Below are 21,311 nucleotides of genomic sequence, written 5' to 3'. Positions count from 1 at the left end.
AGAGAAAATTATGAGTGTTTATCTGATTATTGCTTTGGCTCCGCTCATCGGTTCCCTGCTGGCTGGATTGTGCGGTAAGCTGATAGGCCGAAAAGGGGCGCACAGTGTCACCATAGCCGGCGTTGCCTTATCCGCCGTATTATCGGCGTGGGTACTATACGGGTTTATGACAGGCGGCCGTCAGCCATTTGATGAAAACGTCTATACATGGCTGACCATGGGCGGGCTGGATTTCTCGGTGGGTTTTCTGATTGATACCCTCACCGCTACCATGCTGGTCATCGTAACCAGTGTCTCCTTGATGGTGCATATTTATACCATCGGCTACATGAGTGACGACGATGGTTACCAGCGTTTCTTCAGCTATATTTCCCTGTTTACTTTTTCCATGCTGATGCTGGTGATGAGTAATAATTTCATCCAGTTGTTTTTTGGCTGGGAAGCCGTAGGTCTGGTGTCTTATCTGCTGATTGGTTTTTACTACAAACGCGATAGTGCCATCTTTGCCAATTTGAAAGCCTTTCTGGTCAACCGTGTTGGTGACTTTGGTTTTGTGCTGGGTATTGGCCTGATTCTGGCATATTTTGGCGGCAGTTTGCGCTATGCCGACGTATTCCAGCACATCGATCAAGTCAAAAACGCCACCATTGAACTGATTCCCGGCCATCCGTGGTCTCTGATTACCGTAACCTGTATTCTGCTGTTTGTCGGCGCCATGGGTAAATCAGCACAGTTTCCATTGCATGTTTGGTTGCCGGACTCAATGGAAGGCCCGACACCGATATCTGCTTTGATTCATGCCGCTACTATGGTGACTGCTGGTATTTTCATGGTGTCGCGCATGTCACCATTGTATGAATTGTCTGATACAGCACATGGTGTCATCATGATTTCCGGTACTATAACCGCACTGTTTATGGGCTTTTTAGGCATGATTCAGCACGACATCAAGCGTGTGATTGCTTATTCCACCCTGTCGCAGTTAGGCTATATGACCGTAGCACTGGGTGCCTCTGCCTACAATATTGCTGTCTTCCATGTGATGACACATGCTTTCTTTAAAGCACTGTTATTTCTGGCAGCCGGTAGTGTGATTATGGGTATGCATCATGATCAAGATATGCGCCACATGGGTGGACTGCGTAAATACATGCCAGTAACGTGGATTTGCATGTTGATTGGTTCTTTGTCTCTGATTGGTACACCATTCTTCTCCGGTTTCTATTCCAAAGATTCCATCATCGATGCTGTTAAAGCTTCAACACTGCCTTTCAGCAGCTTCGCTTATGTGGCACTGGTAGCCAGTGTATTTGTAACTGCTTTCTATTCCTTCCGCCTGTATTTTCTGGTGTTCCACGGTGAAGAAAAATGGCGCCAGAGCGGGCAGGGCGAACATCATCATGGCGAGGAACACCATGGTCTGCGTCCGCAGGATAATCCACATGAAAGCCCGCTGGTGGTGACTATTCCGCTGATTTTACTGGCTATTCCATCAGTGTTTGTCGGTATGTGGGCAATCAAACCCATGCTCTTCAGCGATTTTTATCATAATGTAATTTTCATCAACAGCGCCGCCCACCCTGCATTGGCCACCGTTGCAGAAGAATATCACGGTATTTTTGCCATGGCTCTGCACAGTCTGACTACACCAGTGTTATGGCTGGTCATTGCCGGCGTAGTTCTGGCATGGTTTTTCTACATGAAAAAACCACAGATTCCGGCGCGGATTGTGTCTTCCATCCGTCCGATATATACCTTGCTGGACAACAAATACTATCTGGATGCACTTTACTACAACGTTTTTGCCAAAGGCAGCCGACTGCTGGGAACGCTGTTCTGGAAAGTAGGTGATGTGCTCATCATTGATAAATTAATTGTTAACGGTGCTGCGCGCGTTGTGGCCACAGTGGCTGCACTGGTGCGACGGATTCAAACCGGCTACCTCTATACTTATGCAACTGCTATGGTGCTGGGCGTGTTTGTGCTGGTGGCATGGACATTCTGGCCGTTGCTGAAAACCATGTTCGGCGGTTAATTCAAGGCATTCAATTTAGTATTTTTAGGCTATAAATATGTACGATTACTTACTCAGTTTGGCGATTTGGCTGCCCGTGTTGGCCGGTATCGTTGTGCTGGCCACCGGCTCAGACAAGCACGCTGGGATAGCCAGAGTGCTGGCCTTAATAGGTGCGCTGCTATCCTTTCTCATCACCATACCGCTGTTTTGCAAATTTGATCGCTTGAATGGTGGCTTTCAATTTACAGAATTTCATGTCTGGATAGACAGCCTCAACATCAACTATGCCTTGGGCGTGGATGGTCTGTCTGTGCTGTTTGTGATTCTGAATAGCTTCACTACCTTACTGGTGGTGCTCGCTGGCTGGCAGGTGATTCAGAAACGACCGGCACAGTATATGGCCGCGTTTTTAATTATGTCTGGTTTGATCAATGGTGCTTTTGCAGCCATGGATGCCATTCTGTTTTATGTGTTCTTCGAAGGCATGCTGATACCGATGTATCTGATTATCGGTATCTGGGGAGGTCCGCGACGTGTCTACGCCTCCATCAAATTCTTCCTCTATACCCTGATGGGTTCATTGCTGATGCTGGTGGGTTTTGTTTACCTGTCTAATCAGACTGGCGGCTTTGCTATCGAAACATGGCACAACATTAAACATTTGGCCATGACTGCACAGGTGCTGCTGTTTATCGGTTTTTTCCTGTCTTTTGCAGTAAAAGTACCTATGTGGCCGGTACATACATGGTTGCCTGATGCCCACGTGGAAGCACCAACTGGTGGTTCCATGGTACTGGCGGCTATTACCCTGAAAATTGGTGGATATGGTTTTCTGCGTTTTATGCTGCCGATTCTGCCGGATGCGGCACGCTATTTTGCTCCAGCGATTATTGTGCTGAGTTTGGTTGCCGTGATTTATATCGGTATGGTGGCACTGGTACAAACCGATATGAAAAAACTGGTGGCATATTCTTCCATTAGCCACATGGGGTTTGTGACCTTAGGCTTTTTCCTGTTTACTGGCGGTTACCTGAATGACTGGGCGTTTAAAGGTGCCATCATGCAGATGCTGTCGCATGGGTTTGTTTCAGCAGCCATGTTTATGAGCATTGGCGTGATGTATGACCGCATGCATACCCGTGAGATCTCAGCTTACGGTGGCGTGGTTAACAGTATGCCGATATTTGCCTCATTCATGCTGCTGTTTGCCATGGCAAATGCTGGTCTACCCGGTACTTCCGGTTTTGTGGGTGAATTCATGGTGATTGTCGGTGCGGTAAAAACCAATTTCTGGATTGGCGCGCTAGCGGCACTGACTCTGATTTATGGTGCTGCCTATACTCTGTGGATGTTTAAACGGGTGATTTTTGGTGCTATTAAAAACCCCGAAGTGGCGCAATTAAAAGATGTGAATAAACGCGAACTGCTTATTCTGGTGATTTTGGCCGTAGCGGTACTTGGTTTTGGTTTGTATCCCGAACCCTTTATCGCCGTTGTGCATCAGGCAGCTAATGATTTAATTGTCCAAGCGGCACAAAGCAAACTGTAAGGAAATGTGAATGAACTGGACAGATTTAACAATATTTCCCGCTGTACCGGAACTGGTGCTAACTGGCGTACTGTTTGCCGTATTGCTGGTGGATTTATGGCTGAATGACCGGCAACGCTGGATAACCTGTACCTTATCTGTTATCGGCCTGATTTTGACCGCTGCTGTGCAGTGTCTGGTGTGGAAACAGCAACCTCAATATGCCTTTCACGACATGTTTGTGCTTGATGGCATGGCACAACTGGCCAAATTATGTATGTATGGATTGGTGATAGCCGTTTTTATCTACAGTCAGGCTTATCTTCGTGCCAGAAACATTTATCAGGGTGAATTTTACACTTTGACTTTGTTTGCTCTGTTGGGCATGAACATCATGGTTTCTGCATGCCATTTCTTAACCTTATATGTTGGGTTGGAATTACTGTCACTGGCATTGTATGCGTTGATTGCTCTGCAGCGCGATAGTGGCCGTGCAGCTGAAGCAGCGCTGAAATATTTTGTGCTCGGTGCTCTGGCTTCCGGTTTGCTGTTGTATGGCATTTCTCTGGTATATGGTGCAACAGGTACTCTGCAGTTGCAGCAAGTACTGGCTGCCAGTCAGGAAGGCACCAATCCATGGTTGCTGAAACTAGGTGTAGTATTTATTGTAGCCGGTATCGTATTTAAGCTGGGTGCTGTGCCTTTCCATATGTGGGTACCCGATGTGTATCAGGGCGCACCAACTGCTGTAACTGCTCTGGTTGGTACGGCGCCAAAAATCGCTGCCACGGTGTTTGCTTTCCGTATTCTGGTGTATGGTCTGCTGACGCAATGGGAAAGCTGGCGCGATTTGTTGCTGTTATTGGGGATTGCTTCTTTGTTTATTGGTAATCTTGCTGCCATTATGCAAACCAGTATCAAGCGTATGCTCGGTTTCTCAACCGTTGCACATATGGGTTTTATCCTGCTGGCGCTGTTGGCTGGTGAAGTTGGCTGTACTGCCGCCATTTACTATGCCATCACCTACGCTTTAATGGCTTCTGTGGCCTTTGCCATTTTGATGTTGTTATCTAACAAAGATATTGAATGCCAGAATATCAGTGATCTTGCCGGTCTGAATCAGAAAAATGCCTGGTATGCATTCCTAATGTTGCTGGCTATGTTCTCTATGGCTGGTATTCCACCCTTAATGGGCTTCTATGCCAAACTGGCAGTCATCAAAGCATTGCTTTCTAGTGGCTATGTGTGGGTTTCTGTGTATGCAGTGGTGATGTCATTAATTGGCGCGTTCTACTATCTGCGTGTGGTGAAAACCATGTATTTCGATACTGCGGATTCTGTGGCTGCACCTGTATTTAATATGTCCCTGCTGGGTAAAGTGGTGTTATCCATCAACGGTTTGCTTTTGTTGCTATGGGGTGTAGTGCCGGATGGCGTGATGGCATGGTGTGTACAGGCTTTGATGCATAGCTAAGGTCTTTTATCTATTTGACAGCAGCCTTTATGGCTGCTGTTTTTGCTGTTGGATGAGCATTTATTAAAGTAGATAAGAGCAGGTAAAATGGTTCATTCAAATATGAAAATAATAATGGCATGGTCAGTATGAATCTTTCAGGTTTTGATATTCGCCAGACACAATGTGTGGTGGTAAAAGTAGGCTCCAGTCTGGTAACTAACGGTGGACAGGGTGTAGACCAGACGATGTTGAATAACTGGGCACAGCAAATTGCGCACTTGCGTGCGCGTGGCATGCAGGTAGTGCTGGTTTCCAGTGGGGCCATTGCTGAAGGTATGAAGCGTCTGGGCTGGACAGTACGACCTAAAGCACTCAACGAACTACAGGCTGCGGCTGCAGTGGGGCAGATGGGACTGGCTCAAGCCTATGAAGAGGCATTTGTGTCACTGCAGATTCAGACCGCTCAGATATTGTTGACGCATGATGATATGAGTCACCGTACTCGCTATCTGAATGCCCGCAGTACCATCCGTACCCTACTGGAGCAAGGGGTGGTACCAATTATTAATGAAAACGATTCTGTCACCATAGATGAAATTAAGCTCGGGGATAATGATACGCTCGGGGCGCTGGTGACCAATCTGATTGAAGCAGACATACTGATTATTCTGACTGATCAGAATGGTTTGTATGACCGCGACCCACGCCAGCATACCGATGCCAGTTTTATCCATCAAATTGCTGCTGACCATCCTGAGCTGGAAAGTATGGCCGGCGGTGCCGGCAGCAGTGTGGGGACAGGCGGCATGTTTACCAAAGTAGTGGCAGCCAGACGTGCTGCTCTGAGTGGTGCGGCCACCCTGATAGCAAATGGACATGCGGACAATGTCTTAGTGCGGGTAGTGGATGGAGAACAGATAGGTACTTTATTTACGCCAGCTGCAAATCGTCTAAGTGCACGTCAGCAATGGCTGTTGGGTCAGGTGCAGCTAGCAGGAAGTGTTGTGGTAGATGATGGCGCAGTCAAGGCGCTGACTGTACAGCATTCTAGTTTGTTACCCATTGGCTGTATGGCGGTAAATGGCCATTTTGAACGCGGAGCTTTGGTGGCGGTTTGTAATCAAACAGGCCAAGAAATTGCTCGAGGATTAGTAAATTATAGCGATCATGAAATCAGTCGGTTGTTGCGGCAGCCGTCACAAGCAATTGAGGAAATATTAGGCTATGTGGCGGAAGAAGAATTGATTCATCGCGATAATATGGTGTTAAGACGCAGTTGAAGAGAATAGTTGTTGCTGTCTATATGAAATGGTTCGCTCAAGCAAGAAGTAATATTTAAGTGTTTTGGGGTGATGAGATTTTATATTTAAATACCGATGATATTTTGTTGCTGATCACAAAATTCTTTTATTAAAGAGAATATTATCAGAATTTAAAATGAATCATTACTGAAGTGATTTACGTCTATGCGTTGTTTACCCTGTTTACTCTTTGTTTTTATTTTTAGTATAACTTAATAATATTCAGCCATTTCCTACTTTGTTTTGAGGCGTTTTCATGCTGCGATGGATTTAATTAATAAAAAAACGGCACCTTGAGTATAAAGTGCCGTCTGCACGATAATTTTTATTTATCAGTGCAGCTTTATAAATACGCCCGCACCTGCTCCAAATTTGCCTTGAGTGTTGCCTGTAGCCGCTGCTTTAAAAACCCAGCTTCCTTTATTGCTGGCCACAGAATAACCGACAGCATAGCCGGATTCACCACGATGTGTGCCGAAGCCCATTGTGAGACCACCATCACCGGCATTCATCGGCTGCGGCAGATTAGCCATAGCGATGGCAGATGCAATAGCTGCATTTGAGTTATCTTCAATATCATTGATTTTACGATTCAGGTGACTGATATTGTGGCCGATTTTATCGAGTGCATGATTCATCTGACTTACATTAACGGCATCTGTGTCTGCAACGCCGGCTGCAACATTGCTGATTTGTCTCTCGTGGCCGATGCTGCCAATTGAGACACTGTTATTGCGGGTGGCCACTGAACTTTCGCCCAGTGCCACAGAATTTTCTGCTCTGGCCTGTGCATGATTGCCGATTGCTGTGCTGTGGTTGCCAGAGGCTACGGCTCCTGAGCCACCAGCTACAGAACCAGGAGCAGATGGTTGCGGTGCAGTAGTTGTCTCGTTTTGATTTACCTGAAACATACCTGCGCTGCCATTATTCAGTTTGTTGATATCATTGCTGATGTTAGCCGGATTTTGATTGGATACAGTTGTGACCTGACTAATTTTATGATCAGTATAATCTTTTGCTAAAGACAATATGTTATCCAATTGTCCTGTGTTTATGACGGAGCTAGTTGCTGCTTTAAGCTGAGCAACGGTGGCTGCATCGCTGTCTTGAGCGCCATCGGCTACGTTTTGGATGCGGCGTAGTTGTTCTGGTGTGCCAATGGAGACTACTCCCCTGACTGATGAAAGGGGTTGTTTGGTTAGATATGCATCGCCTGATGCACCACTGGTAACGGAATTTATACCTAAGGCGATGCTGTTTTCTGTTAAGACTCTGGCGTTCATGCCTAGCGCAGTGCCACCTGTTTTGGTTGCAGAGGCACCATTGCCGATGGCAATGGCATTATCTGCTATTGCCTGAGCATTTTTTCCTATTGCCATTGAATCCAATGCTAAGGCTTTAGAAAATGCACCCAGTGCCAAGGTGTAATCTTTTGCGGCTTGTGCTCCGCTACCCATAGCAATGGCGTCCTCACCTGAAGATAGGGTGTTGTCGTCGGACTGAAACTTTACATCTTGATCAATTGTCGAAACATTTTTGATATTGGCTGAACCGATGGCTATGGAGCGAAAGCCGGTTGCTGTTGCGGAATGTCCGATAGCCAATGTTCCTTTATTTGTGGCTGCGGCTACATTTCCAATAGCCTGCGCAAAGTCTGCAATGGCTGCGGCCTGACGGCCGATAGCCAGCGATGTATTACCTGATGATAATGCTTCTGGACCTATGGCTGTTGCAGAGCTTGCAGACGCTTTGGCGTGACTTCCCAGTGCTAATGTAAAAGGAGAATAGGCGTATGCGCCAAATCCTATTGCTGCACTGCTTCCATAATCTTTGCCACTGATTTTGTTGTAAGGATTGTTTCTCTCTGCCATGGCCCACCCCTTCACTAATTTAGATTCTTTATCTGAGCCGTTTGCCGCTAAACTTGCGCATCCTATTGCAATGTTGCCTACTTCTGTTGGTAAGGTATGGTTTTTGGCAGGGGTGACATTGTTTTCACAAGCATCTATTGCAGCTGCTGTATCTCCGATTGCAGCAAAAATATTATTTGATAGGCATAATAAAGCGGATAGGCTTATTTGTGATATCAATGGGCGCAAAGTGGATTTCGGTTGTGTATTCATGGTGATTTCTCCGGTTTGTATTAATGTTGTAAGTATTAAGCTCTAAAGTTTTATATCGAAATATTTGATTAGAGGTGTTGTGTTTTATTTATTTCGATTGATTAATATAATATTGATTATTTGCAATATTATCGTCCATTAATGTCTGTTTTTCAGATGGAATTTAATTTTTATTTTGGATTTCTTAGACTTGTTATGCTGAATGATTATTTAAATAGATTATTCATTATTAATGATAATATCATTATAAATATTACCATTCAGCTTTGAATCCTAAAGACCCGTTAAAAGGGGCTTTTATCTGTGCATCTCCGCCGTTAGATTTTGTATGGCCAAATTCTCCGTAAAGTCTCATTTTATTGGAAATTTCGTAGCTGCCTCCAATCGCTATTTCAGTACTGCTATGTGCCAGACTGGTATTTAATGTGGTTGATGCTGTACGAGTAGTGTAAGTGGTGTAATCGTCGCCATCCGGTGAATAGATAAAATTGATTCGTGCATAGGGATGGAATATGCCTTTATTAAACTGAAAATCACCATGCATGCGGCCACCGATACGAAACAGCCAAACATTATCGCCGTTCTGGCTGACGGTTGTGTTTCCGCTTATCTGGCTGTCATTCAGGTGCAACCACTGGCGCATAATCTGTGTCTGGGGCTCCAGTTTCCATGCGCTGTGGCCGATTGTAAAAGGTTTACCTATTTCAACTGATGCTGTGATGCCATGTCCTTTTTGTTTGCTGGCCTGATTACCAGTAGGCCTGATATCTGCCTGATGCTGTGCGCCCTGTAAAACGATGTCTAGATAGCTGCCAGTATTGCTGGTGTAGGTGCTGTAGGCGCCCAGGAAATAAGATTGAATATCGTTTTTACCTACATTCCCATTTATACCGCTGGCAAAACCGGCTACATTCAGATGACCGTTCAGATACCCGAGGTATCCCCCTGTATGCCAGTGAGGATTGTTCCAAATATCGCTGCCCATTTGTAAACCATTATAGTGACCGCTGGTATGTGGACTGGTGGTTCCATTCTGTCGAATATTAGTACGGCTTGTTATTACTCGTCCCCAGCTTCTGCGTTGTTCTGCTGTTGGTGTGGTGCCTGTACGGCGATGTAGGTTTGCCAACATAAGGCTGTCAGCTTGAAGAAGTTGTGCAGCGGTTGAAGAGTTAAGCGGTGTTTCTTTGCGGTAGGTTGGTTTGGTGATGACTGGTTTGTTATCAGGGTGATTACTTACTATGGTGGTTTTGTCGTCTTGCTTAGGTGTGTCTTTAATGCGTGAGCGCAGATACCAGTTGCTATCTTCTCTGGTCTGATCGCCACTAAATAATCGGTATTCGTAGGCACCGGCATCGACATGGCTGCCAGTCAGTGTGAATACAGGCTCATTTTCTGCATCCGTAATGTTGGTGCCGGCTACACTGATAATTTCAATACCTTTGCTGTTACCTGTGTCGGCGCCGAGACCTTTGATATTGTTAATCCGTATAGTGGTTGTGCCTGAGGCATTGCCGCTGATGGCTAGTTTATCGGTAATACTTTTATCATCATTCAGCTCGGTGTCGAGGATGAGTGTGCCTTTGGCGCCGTTATAGTCACCAGTGATTGTAAGATTATCTCCAGTATGCTTGTTACCTAGGCTGATGATGCCAGCATTGGTAACATTGCCGTTGATGATGATGGAATGAGGTTCAGACAGGCTATGGTCTGAGGATGCTTCTGCGGAAAATCCGTTAAATGTTAGTTTTCCGCTGCGATTGATATTCAGCTGATTGGTTGTTAGGTCGCCAGTAAGATTTAGTGTGCTGTCTGTTTGTGACTGGGATTTCCCTCCGATGTTGATGATGCTCCAGTTGCGAAGGGCTGTATCGTTTTCTTTTCCTTCGCTGCTTGAGGAACCAGTAAGCCATCCGTTGATATTCAGTGTATCTATATCTTTCACTCCATTACCGTTTAGCCCATTGGTATCTTTGTTACCCGCATCGAGAACTGTAATAGTGCTGGTGTCGCCCTGATTTATGGTGAAGGTGTCATTGCCGTCGCCAAGTAGTATTTGTCCGCTGACTTTGGCTCCATTATTCAGGATAATGTTTGTATTGGTGTTATCGTCTTGTATGGCAATACCTGAATTTGACTTTATTACAGCATTTTTATCTAAAAAGATGTTGGTTGTTGTACTGGGTTTTCCGCTGATATTGATTGCGGATCCTATATCACCTTGAATTTGGCCATTTGCTTTTATTCGGATGTTTCCAAGTCCATTATTGATGATGTTGATACCATTCAGGTCACCGGATATGTTGCCATTAATCTGATCGATATTGATGTCTTTAGCGCTGCCGCTGTTTTGAGCTATGATGGCGTCGTTGCCGCCTTTAACATTGCCAGCAATTTCAATATTAATGTCTCCGGTACCGATATTGACGGTATTGATGCCATTGTTTGCCCCGGTGAGGGTACCGCCTGAATGATTAATATTAATATTTTTTGCAGTACCGATGTTGATGGCGTTAATGCCATCCATCTGATTACCGGTTACATTGCCGTTTGTATTGATAAAAATTGAATTTTTGCCACTATTCATAGCACTGATGGCAGTACTTGCGCTTATATTTTTGGTATTGATTGTTAATTGCTGTGTGTTGTCGCCGTTTGTGGCGTTGATGCCATTTTGCTCAGCTGTGATGTTTCCTGTATTGATGGTGGTAAAACCTGTTCCGTTATTAAATGCATTTATACCTACGCCGGTATTAATGTCTTTGGCTTGAATGAGAATATTTTTTGTATTTTCCTGATTTTCAGCGGTTATACCGATGCTGCTTTGGTCACTAGAATATATGTTGCCACTTTTGATACTGATGGAGCTATTTTTACCTCTGTTTTGTACTGTGACGACATTACTACTTTCACTGGACTGAATATTTTGTGTATCAATAGATATGTCCTGTGCTAATTCGCCTGTTGTGACGGCAATAGCGGTGCCAGTTGCGTTAATGTTTCCTGTTTTGATATGTGTGAAACCATTACCTTCATTATTGACGATTAAGCCATCACCTTGATTGGTAATATTTTGGGTTTTGATATCTATGTTAGTTGCTGTATCGTAATTGTTTGCTTGTACAGCAGGGCCGCTGTCATACTGACCGATATCCATATCTCTGGATTCGTCAATAATTAACGAGTTAAAGCGGTTGTTGATGACAATTCGTTCCGTGCGTTTTGCCTGATTGTTTTCTGCGTAAGTTGCGCCGCTTACGATTCCACTGAAGGTTTTATTGATTGCTTTCTTTTGATTATCATTGCTATCAGATTCAGAAACGTTGGTATCTGTATTCTGAAGACGAAATGTAAAAGGTGATTGGTTTGCAATGGTTTTTGTTGCGCATGTCATTGTTTCTAAATTTTGAATCTGACAGGCAGCGTAACTGATTTCGGCACAGATCAGTAAAAAGGATAGAATAGTTAATTCAGCGATGGTTTTTTGTCCAAGTGCGGATTTTAGATATGTTGTTATTGTTGAGGAGGGGATCTGATTATTCCAGATGGGATGGTGTTTACTTTTCATTGCTCTGGTTCCCAAATAAAAAGTAATCTATTGTAATCCATTGAATTAACAAAAATATATAATAAAAGTTTAAAACAAACTAATATTACCTAAAAACAACACTTTATCAATGAATGTAAAGAATATTTGTTATATGAATTGGATGATTTTGTCTGTGGAGGATTCTTCACAAGAATAATAAAAAATAAAGGGATTTATTTATCAGATATTTTTTATTGAATAATTATTTTATATTTAATAGAAACCACCTTAATCATAGATTAAGGTGGTTGTTTATATAATACTAAAAGTAATGCTGGAGCGTTGGGGTTACCAGTCAATTTTTAAGCCGGCTGAAGCATTGACGGGTACTTTTACTTTGGCATTGCCTCCATTTGACCAAGTATGGCCAATTTCTCCATAAATTTTTACAGTATTGTTGATGTCATACGTGCCACCCAGGGCGAGCTCTGTACTCCGATGTGAGGCACCGGCATTAAGTGTGGTTGTTGTGGATATGGTTCGGTAGCTGGTCTTGTCTGAGCCATCAGGTGAGTAGTAGAAATTAACCCGTGCATATGGATGTATTAAGCCTTTATTGAGCTGATATGTTGCTGCTAAACGTCCACCCAGACGGAATAACCATGCATTATTATGCTCTTGACTTACTGAGGTGTGACCACTGATATTGCTATCATTTAGATCCAGCCACTGATGAATAATCTGTGCTTGCGGCTCAATTTTCCAGTTGCTGTTGGCCAGTGTAAATGGTTTGCCTATTTCTATTGAAGCGGTGATACCGTGTCCTTTCTGTTTACTAATAGGATTGTAATCCGGTTTGATGTCTGCACGATGACGTGCTGCCTGTAATACAAAATCAGCGTAAGCTCCGTCGGTACGGGTATAGTTGCTATAAGCACCGATAAAATAGGATTTGGTGGTGTTTTTGCCTACTTTGTCATCTACGCCGCTGGCAAAGCCATCTACATCGAGATTGCCATGTAGATAGCCTATATAGCCACCGATACGCCAGCCATTGCCTGTCCAGACATCACTGCCAAGTTGTAAACCAGCATAATTGCCGGTACTGCGGCCTTCGGCCGGACCGTTTTGCTGAATGTCAGTACGGTTTGCAAGAACTCTACCCCAGCTCATGCGTTCTTCAGGTATGGGTGTGGCACCAATACGCTGATGCATATTAGCCAGCATTAGGTTATCTGCTTGTCGTAACTGTGTAGCAACTGTAGCCAGTAATGGCACTTCTTTGCGATACAGTGGTTTGAGTTTAGATGGTTTAACGGTTGTGCCGTTACCAGTGCCGCCACCATCTCCAGTGTCACTGCCACCAGTACCGCCACCACCAGTACCGCCACCACCAGTACCACCACCAGTACCGCCACCACCAGTACCACCATCCCCAGTGCCACCACCGCCAGTACCGCCATCTCCAGTGCCGCCACCGCCAGTACCACCACCGCCAGTACCACCACCGCCAGTACCGCCACCACCAGTACCGCCACCGCCAGTACCACCACCAGTGCCACCACCATCTGAAGGATTGGTTTGTTTTTGCGAACGCAGATACCAGTTGTTGCCGTTTTGTTGTAAATCGCCTTTGAATAAATGGTATTCATAAGCTCCTGCACTCAGGCGATTACCGTTCAGTGCAAAAGCGTCTTGTGTGCTGCTTCCTTTTACTTCGACAACTTCAATACCATTGGTGTTGCCGGTATCTCCACCCAATCCTTCGACTTTGTCAAATCTGATGGTGGTGTTACCTGAGGCATTGCCCTGAATGATGAGTTTGTCGGCAGTATTGTCTGGAGTGTTGCTATCTCTTGGGGCAGAATTAAGTTTTAGATCGAGAATAAGTTTGCCGTTATTACCCTGATAATTTCCGCCAATAGTAAGATTGTCGCCGGTATAGGTGCTGTTCAGGTTGATGTAGCCTGAATTTAATACATCACCTTCAATGCGTGCTTGTTTGAGGTCAGGAATGAGTCTGATGGTTGTACCGTCACCGATATTGAGCTGATTTGTGTTCAAATCACCACTAAGATTGAGTGTACTATTCTGTGCCAGATTGATTTTCTCCCAGTTTCGAATGGCAATATTTCCGGCTATACCATTATTGGTGCCTGTTGTTGAACCGGTTAATGTCTGATTAATATTTAATGTATCAATCATGCCATCATTGCTGCTGGTATCATCGCCACCATCCATAACCGTTATTTCACTGACGTTGGTGCCACGGTTTACGTTGAGGATATCACTGCCATTACCCAATTCAATTCGGCCACTGACAGTAGAACCACTTTTTAGTGTCACATTGGCATTACCTTCCTCATCGCTGATTGCTAGCCCAGATGTAGCGGAAACGCGGCTACCAGTATTAAGCGTGATAGTAGTGGTACTACCGGCTTTGTCATGGCTGATAATACCTGCGCCGGAGCCACCGGTTATCTGGTTTGCCAAGGTGATTAAGGTATTGCCGGTACCGGAATTGCGCGCTTCGATGCCACTGATACCTCCGGTGATTTTGCCACCTGACTGTATAATATTGATATCGGTGGTTTTATTGCCATTCTCAGCCCAGATACCGTAGCCTTTCGTAGCGGTCACTTCTCCCTGTGAAATAATATCTGTGGCATTGCTACCATTGTTTATGGCGTAAATACCGTTATTTCCGGCATGAATAAGTTGAGATTCGATGCGTAATCCAGTGGTTTGATTGTTGTTTTCAATCCGGATGCCGGTATTATCGGTTGCTGTGATGGTTGCACTGTTCTTGATAACTGTTGAACCGCTACCATTGTTGCTTGCATAAATGCCGTTGTCAGAGCCAGAAACGACATTGGTGCTGATGGTTAGGTCTCGTGTGTTACTGCCATTATTAACAAAGATACCATTACCGGAAGTGGATTTGACGGTTGCACTGGACGTAATTTCGGTGGAATCGTTTCCAGAATTGATGGCATAGATGCCGTTGCTGGTGCCCTGTACATTTTTACTGTTGAGGGTTAATTTCTGGCCGTTGTGGTTGATATGTACACCATCACCATTTTGGGATTCTACGTCTCCAATAGTGGTTATTGATGTAATGCCGTTGCCGTTGTTTTCAGCATAGATACCGTTGCTGTATCCATGAACAGTAGAATTTGTGTATGTTGTCAGATTTTTTGCTGTGGCTGAATTGTGTGCATAGATGCCATCTGTTGTTTCAGACACAACACCCTGACTAACGGTAATGGTTGTTGAACCTGTACCATTATTTGCTACGTAAATTCCTTTGCCATGTCCAGTCACGGCTCCGGCAGTAATTTGCACATCGGTGGCGGTCGGATCATTGACTGCGTAGATGGCATCATCGTTATCAGAGGTTATGGTATTGCCGGAGTTGATGATAGTGGCACCAGTGCCTCTGTTGTTGATACTAATGCCTTTCAATTGCCGGCTATGGATGGATGCTGTGGAAAGATGTACATCGGTACCGTTATGTTCTATATAAATGCCTCGTACATCGGAACCGGACATGTCCTGTGTGGTTGTCAGGGTAAAGGCGGCACCTGTGCTATCGTTTCTGGCATCGATATTAGTGATATTTTTATTATTTGCATTGACAGTTAAATCACCGGCGCCGGTCTGATTGCGTATGGTTAGGGTTTGGTTCAGTTCATCATTAGAAGTATTGATGGTTTGGCTGGCCGGATCGCGATTTTCAATCAGATTATTGGTAATAGTTGTGTCCGCAAAGGCGGTGTTATGCGAAAGGCTTTGCTGTGAAATCGTACATGCTTTGTGGTCAGGAGAAGTAATAAGGCACTGAGCATGAGCTATAGTGGGTGCGGCCAAAGTAATACCTAAGATGCTTAGTAGTTTGACTGTAGCTGTTTTGCCTCCTTTGTGGGCTAATTCTGAGGTAACTATATATGCCTGTACTTGCGCACTCCAGATAAGCTTGTAGATTTTATTCATTTTGATTAACTTTAATCAGGTTAATAATAATTTCGTATTAACGACATATATCTTAAGAACTGGCTTTAAAATGAATAAGATATAGTTCGGATTTCATTCGACTATAAAATATTACCTAAGTCAAAAAATTAACTTTATGATTAATATAAGTATTGTTATACGATGTAAAAAATAGTGTTAGAGATAATTTTGATTGGTCAGAAGCTGTAGGGTGACTGGAAAATGCTACATGCCGGTGAAAAAGAAATTAGCTAAATAATTTAATATATGCGTATCTGATTTTTAGATGTGTATTTTATTTATGCTGAAATAATAAAATAAAATATTTCTGGTTTGATTAGGTAAAGAATGTCTAAATATATACAAAATAAGCAAATTTTGAATATTTATTTATTTTAGACCTGTTGCAAATTAGTTTCACTTAGCTTCTTTTTTATCATTCAATTTGAATAAATTATGGCTAATAAATCATCGATTTGGCTTATTATGGCTAATTATATTAGTGTGAACGATGGATTTTATTGAGCATATTTTAATTTTTAGTGACGAGGAGATGATTATGGGTATTAATTTATTGGGAGCTTAAAGCATAGGTTAGTTATTTGTGATACAGGCTATTGAAATAAAAATTTTTCAGCTTTGGATAATTTATCAGGAACTAATCTCTCTACTCTGCCATGGGATAGTATAAATCCGCCATACTGGCTTTTTACGTCTTAAAATATTTTTCTGACTAAGCTAAAAAATTGAAATATTATTGCTTTCATCTAAAGGTTTCTAAGTTTTTCAATCTTAAGTGGCAGCCTGCAATGCATTTATCTGACAGTTTCACAACATTCTGGCAAATCTATCAACTGATTGATAATTAAATATTAAAATGTAATTTATCCACTTGACGGCAATCATTTGCGTGGATTGTCATTTTAATTATGCATTTTTGCTGCAATATCCGCTGATATTGTGTTAGCATGAAAAAGGTTACTCCAATTATTAACCTGTGCAGCAGAATCTTTTCTGGCACAGGTTTTTTCTTGCTGATAGGTTGTATTTTCTGATTAATTTGCTAATCTGACACGGTAACAATTTATCCGCTCAGGAAAATATATGGCAGATGTAATGGTTCTAGTAGTAGAAGATGAGGCAGCCATTGCCACTCTGATTCAATTTACGCTGGAGCAGGCCGGATTTGCCGTGCAATGTGTACCTAGTGTGGAAGAAGCACAGCCATTTTTACAATCCAGACTACCAGATGTGCTGCTGCTGGATTGGATGCTGCCGGGTATTTCCGGTATCGATTTTATCCGCCAGCTGCGCCGCGATTCCAGAAGCTGTGATTTACCGATTATTTTGCTTACTGCACGCGGTGAAGAAACGGATAAGGAGCAGGGGCTGAATCTGGGCGCAGATGATTATATTACCAAACCTTTTTCACCGCGGGAGCTGATAGCGCGTATCAATGCATTGTTACGCCGCCGGGCTCCACAAAAAACCAGTACCCCATTGTCGATACAAGGGCTGGAGCTGGATCCGGTACAGCAGCGGGTGCGGGTTAATGGTCAGGCAGTTGCTTTTGGTCCCAGCGAATTTAAATTATTGCATTTTTTTATGACTCATCCAGACAGAATCTATACCCGTAGCCAGCTTTTAGATCAAGTATGGGGAGACCATGTTTTTGTTGAGGAACGTACGGTAGATGTGCACATCCGTCGCTTAAGGCGTGGACTCGAGACCGTAGGCTATGAGCACCTGATACAGACAGTACGTGGCAGTGGCTATCGGTTTTCCTTGTAGTCATTCATACTGAATCTTTCTTCAGGCAGGATGGAATTTATTTATGCCAGAACTGCGTCGTCACCTTTATTTAATACTGATTACACTGATTGTGGTTGTTATGCTGTCACTGCTAACTGGTGGTGTGCAGTCTGTAGTGATCAGTCTGTGTATTCTTTTTTTCTTGTGGCTGGTGGGGTACTGGTATCATCTAATTAAACTCGTACGCTGGCTGGAACGGCCAAAGCTTCGTAATGTGCCACAAGGTATTGGTATTTGGAATACTATTTTCAATACTTTAATGCTACAGGCCAAAAGCCGTAAAAAACGCAAGCAGAAGCTGGGAGTGGCTTTACTACGGTTTAATCGTATTGCTGAAACCATACCCGAAGGGGTGCTTATACTGGGGTTGGATGGCCGTATTCAGTGGCTGAATCATATGGCAGCCATTCATTTAAATCTTGATACCGAGCGGGATATTGATGGCAATTTGGCTGAATTAATCGCTAAAACTGATTTTCAACAGTTTCTCCATGAGCAGGATACTGAGTTTGCCAATATCAAGCTTAATTTTGACGCAAATGGCAGCGGCTTACCAAGAATACTGAATATTATTCGCACACCATTTGACGAGCAGGCAACTCTGATTATCACGCAGGACATTACAGCGGCAGAACAGCTAAATGCGACACGTACCGCTTTTGTGGCTAATGTTTCACATGAACTGCGCACTCCTTTGACAGTTATTAATGGTTTTCTGGAAACACTGACGGATATGCCCGAATTACCACAGGAGCAGCGGCAGTCATTTATCGAACTGATGAGTAAAGAGGGTGCGCGTATGCGCAACCTGCTGGCTGATTTATTAACCTTATCACGTCTAGAAAGCCAGACCGATATTTCTTCGCGTAGACAGCCTGTCTGCCTGACGGCTTTGGCTGAGCAAGTGGTGCATGAAGCAATGCTTTTATCGGCAGAGAAGCATTCTTTTATCTCTGAGTTGGCGTCGGACATATGGGTGAATGGTATTCAGCAGGATTTGTATAATGCTTTCAGTAATCTGCTGTTTAATGCTGTACGTTATACGCCGCCTCAAGGAACCATCAGCATCCGGCTATGGAGTCAGGATGTTGTACCAGATGCTAAACATGCCATTTTTCAGGTGAGCGATACCGGAGGTGGTATTGCCGCGGAACACATTCCCCATCTAACCGAGCGTTTTTATCGGGTCGATTCTGGCCGTTCCCGCCAGAGTGGTGGTACTGGCCTGGGGCTGGCAATTGCTAAACATGCTTTGGCAGAACATGGCGGTAAATTGGAAATTGAAAGTGTGGTGGGAAAAGGCAGTACGTTTAGTGCCGTTCTGCCACAGATGGAAATCAGCAAAGGACTTGACAGCAGCGACACTCCTGCCTAAAATGCGCGCTCTCGGGTCGTTAGCTCAGTCGGTAGAGCAGCGGACTTTTAATCCGTTGGTCGAGCGTTCGAATCGCTCACGACCCACCATCTTTCTTCTATATTCTCTATAATATTTCTTAAATGGCTATTGCTATTTTTCTTCTAACTTGGCCTGTGTGTCTATATTTTGTCATTAAGTAGTTAAATTACAAATTGTTATTGCACTAAATTAAAGTCACTTCGACTCATATTGTTTTGTTGTTGTTGTTTGTATTTTTACACAATTAAACTGTTATCCTTAATCATTATTTTCTTTTCTGGTATTTAATAGCATTTTGGCTGACATGTTTTTTAGTCTTGAATGTTTAACTAAGGAATAAACTGCCTGTTTTTCTGAATAAAATATATATAATTTAAGCTTTATACCCATTATTAGTAGTCTTTCTAAGCAGGAGTTAGACATTATTTTGTATAAATGTTTTTTGTAGGGTATGCATACTGACAATCAAATAAAGAATTTTGTTTTGTATCTCTAAAATAATTACTGTTATATTCTGGATTTTCGATTAATCTGAATTTGAATACAAATTGAGTGTTGTATTACCTTTGTTTTATACCTGATATTTTTATCGCAAAATATATTAAGTCGTTGCAATAAGGATGCTATATTGGAAGATGATGCATTCTGGTTAAATTATCACTTTAAAGTAGATGAATTAGACTGATAGAGTATTGGATTGCTAGTAGATACTCCTCAATGTTGTTTAAAGTTATAAAAAATATAAAAAAATATCTTATTCACTCTGAATGCATATTTAATATCAGAAACAAATACCAATTTTTTTTAAATTGATACAGGAATCTATGTTAGTTGTTGATTCCTGTACCATAGTTTGCAGAAAAATAACAATATAACCGCACTGAATGTTAACCGAACACAAAAATCAGATTAGATTTTGGCATACTTGAGATTTCTATTCGGCCTTTTTTTGTTAATCGTATCAGCGCATGGTTAAGCCACCATCGACTGAGATGGATTGTCCGGTAACAAAAGAGGAACAGTCACTAGCTAGCCATAGCACGGCATCGGCAATTTCTTCGGGCCGACCTTGGCGTTGCATCGGTACAGTTTTAACCATCGCATCTAAGACTTCCTTTTGTCCAGATGCTGCCATTTTTTCGGACATAGGCGTGCGAATTAATCCGGGACAGACAGTATTGATGCGAATATTGCGTGTAGCGTATTCTAATGCCGCACTTTTGGTTAATCCTAATACACCGTGTTTAGCAGCATGATAATTAGCACGTTCAGCCCCACCGAGAATTCCGCCTAAGGATGAGCAATTTACAATCACACCATTGCCCTGCTGGCGCATTTGTATCAGTTCATATTTCATACATCCCCATACTCCGCGCAGATTTACACTCATTACACGATCAAAATCCTCTGCTGTGGCATCGGCAGTTTCTGCTAAAACATTTTGTATACCGGCATTATTAAACGCAATATCGAGATGGCCATAGGTAGAAACAATATGCTTTACCATTGCTTCTATATCATCCAAATTGGCTACATTGCAGATAACTGCCTCTGCTTGAAATCCATTCGCAACAAGATCCTGAGCAGCTTTGTTTACTGCCTCTGCATTGATGTCGGCAAGGACGACAGTTGCACCTGATTCTGCAAAAGCACGAGCAGTAGCGAGGCCTATACCTGAAGCAGCACCGGTCACTAAAGCAACTTTATTATCAAAGGAATAATTCATATTTATTTCTCCGGTTAAGATTTAAAGATGTGACTAATTGTTGTAAATAACTCTTTAAAAGTATGGGTTTTAATATGCAGGTTGATTCGTAACCATCCTTTGTTTTTAAGATTCCAATTTATCGTTCTTAAGTTTTAAAAACGTGATTTTTAGGTATAAAATAATATACAAATATAATATTAATATTCAGCTATTCTCATCATATATTTGTTGATGAGCATTGATGGCTGGATAATTTGTAATATACTGAATTATAAAGAGTAAAACTAGATACTTGGATTTATTACACCTATGAATAAAATTCATTAATCAGTGATGCGCATTAGGCCAGATATAAAGCTTGGAGTTATGACTATACTGTTGTTTAATGATTTTATTAATGCATAATTTGAAGTTTTCATCTAGTCTGGAAAGTGTGTAGAAAACAAGG

General features: G+C 42.9%; 11 protein-coding genes and 1 tRNA gene. 8 read left to right on the top strand and 4 right to left on the bottom strand.

The genetic code is table 11. The features are described from left to right. Positions 1-10: 10 nt before the first annotated feature. The 4 genes from nuoL to proB all read left to right on the top strand — a co-directional run bounded on the left by nuoL (position 11) and on the right by proB (position 6,281). The gene (nuoL, locus tag J3U67_RS06810) at positions 11-2,035 is read left to right on the top strand and encodes an NADH-quinone oxidoreductase subunit L (RefSeq protein ID WP_267404467.1); all 2,025 of its coding nucleotides are present in this window, start codon (positions 11-13) and stop codon (positions 2,033-2,035) included. Between the two features lie 37 nt (positions 2,036-2,072). Continuing rightward, entirely contained in the window at positions 2,073-3,566 is a 1,494-nt protein-coding gene (locus J3U67_RS06805) for an NADH-quinone oxidoreductase subunit M (RefSeq protein ID WP_100156496.1), read from the top strand. A gap of 10 nt (positions 3,567-3,576) precedes the next feature. Further along, positions 3,577-5,019 (top strand): NADH-quinone oxidoreductase subunit NuoN, encoded by a 1,443-nt coding sequence (gene nuoN, locus J3U67_RS06800; RefSeq protein WP_267404465.1) that lies wholly within the window; start codon positions 3,577-3,579, stop codon positions 5,017-5,019. A gap of 128 nt (positions 5,020-5,147) precedes the next feature. Next, positions 5,148-6,281, top strand: a complete 1,134-nt coding sequence (gene proB / locus J3U67_RS06795; protein WP_267404463.1) for a glutamate 5-kinase — start codon at positions 5,148-5,150, stop codon at positions 6,279-6,281. Positions 6,282-6,634: 353 nt separating this feature from the next. Here proB and J3U67_RS06790 read toward each other — a convergent pair whose 3' ends face one another. Beyond that, positions 6,635-8,173, bottom strand: coding sequence for a YadA-like family protein (locus tag J3U67_RS06790; protein ID WP_267404461.1), 1,539 nt, complete (start codon positions 8,171-8,173; stop codon positions 6,635-6,637). Between J3U67_RS06790 and J3U67_RS06785 the strand changes: the two genes are divergently transcribed. Further along, positions 8,172-8,471: a hypothetical protein gene (locus tag J3U67_RS06785; RefSeq protein WP_267404459.1), complete on the top strand. Its 300-nt coding sequence runs from the start codon at positions 8,172-8,174 to the stop codon at positions 8,469-8,471. The two genes, J3U67_RS06790 and J3U67_RS06785, sit on opposite strands and share 2 nt — an antisense overlap. 207 nt (positions 8,472-8,678) lie before the next feature. Here the strand turns inward: J3U67_RS06785 and J3U67_RS06780 are convergent, their stop codons facing one another. Next, positions 8,679-11,993 (bottom strand): autotransporter outer membrane beta-barrel domain-containing protein, encoded by a 3,315-nt coding sequence (locus J3U67_RS06780; protein ID WP_267404458.1) that lies wholly within the window; start codon positions 11,991-11,993, stop codon positions 8,679-8,681. A gap of 309 nt (positions 11,994-12,302) precedes the next feature. After that, positions 12,303-15,947, bottom strand: a complete 3,645-nt coding sequence (locus J3U67_RS06775; protein WP_267404457.1) for an autotransporter outer membrane beta-barrel domain-containing protein — start codon at positions 15,945-15,947, stop codon at positions 12,303-12,305. Between the two features lie 1,104 nt (positions 15,948-17,051). Here J3U67_RS06775 and phoB point away from each other — a divergent pair. From phoB to J3U67_RS06760, 3 genes are all read left to right on the top strand, one after another. Continuing rightward, positions 17,052-17,738, top strand: a complete 687-nt coding sequence (gene phoB, locus J3U67_RS06770; protein WP_267404456.1) for a phosphate regulon transcriptional regulator PhoB — start codon at positions 17,052-17,054, stop codon at positions 17,736-17,738. Positions 17,739-17,781: 43 nt separating this feature from the next. Next, entirely contained in the window at positions 17,782-19,134 is a 1,353-nt protein-coding gene (gene phoR, locus J3U67_RS06765) for a phosphate regulon sensor histidine kinase PhoR (RefSeq protein ID WP_267404454.1), read from the top strand. Between the two features lie 13 nt (positions 19,135-19,147). Then, positions 19,148-19,223, top strand: a tRNA-Lys gene (locus J3U67_RS06760). An 893-nt stretch (positions 19,224-20,116) separates the two neighbouring features. Here J3U67_RS06760 and J3U67_RS06755 read toward each other — a convergent pair. Further along, positions 20,117-20,881, bottom strand: a complete 765-nt coding sequence (locus J3U67_RS06755; RefSeq protein ID WP_267404451.1) for an SDR family NAD(P)-dependent oxidoreductase — start codon at positions 20,879-20,881, stop codon at positions 20,117-20,119. Between the last annotated feature and the right edge of the window lie 430 nt (positions 20,882-21,311).

Origin of the sequence: Snodgrassella sp. B3837, from assembly GCF_026535955.1 — a bacterium.
Classification (GTDB): domain Bacteria; phylum Pseudomonadota; class Gammaproteobacteria; order Burkholderiales; family Neisseriaceae; genus Snodgrassella; species Snodgrassella alvi_E.
This window is presented reverse-complemented; position numbering and strand designations above follow the sequence as displayed.

Coding starts and splice junctions, on each gene's coding strand:
- nuoL (WP_267404467.1), top strand. CDS start 11: ATGAGTGTTTATCTGATTATTGCTTTGGCTCCGCTCATCGGTTCCCTG.
- J3U67_RS06805 (WP_100156496.1), top strand. CDS start 2,073: ATGTACGATTACTTACTCAGTTTGGCGATTTGGCTGCCCGTGTTGGCC.
- nuoN (WP_267404465.1), top strand. CDS start 3,577: ATGAACTGGACAGATTTAACAATATTTCCCGCTGTACCGGAACTGGTG.
- proB (WP_267404463.1), top strand. CDS start 5,148: ATGAATCTTTCAGGTTTTGATATTCGCCAGACACAATGTGTGGTGGTA.
- J3U67_RS06785 (WP_267404459.1), top strand. CDS start 8,172: ATGGCCCACCCCTTCACTAATTTAGATTCTTTATCTGAGCCGTTTGCC.
- J3U67_RS06790 (WP_267404461.1), bottom strand. CDS start 8,173: ATGGCAGAGAGAAACAATCCTTACAACAAAATCAGTGGCAAAGATTAT.
- J3U67_RS06780 (WP_267404458.1), bottom strand. CDS start 11,993: ATGAAAAGTAAACACCATCCCATCTGGAATAATCAGATCCCCTCCTCA.
- J3U67_RS06775 (WP_267404457.1), bottom strand. CDS start 15,947: ATGAATAAAATCTACAAGCTTATCTGGAGTGCGCAAGTACAGGCATAT.
- phoB (WP_267404456.1), top strand. CDS start 17,052: ATGGCAGATGTAATGGTTCTAGTAGTAGAAGATGAGGCAGCCATTGCC.
- phoR (WP_267404454.1), top strand. CDS start 17,782: ATGCCAGAACTGCGTCGTCACCTTTATTTAATACTGATTACACTGATT.
- J3U67_RS06755 (WP_267404451.1), bottom strand. CDS start 20,881: ATGAATTATTCCTTTGATAATAAAGTTGCTTTAGTGACCGGTGCTGCT.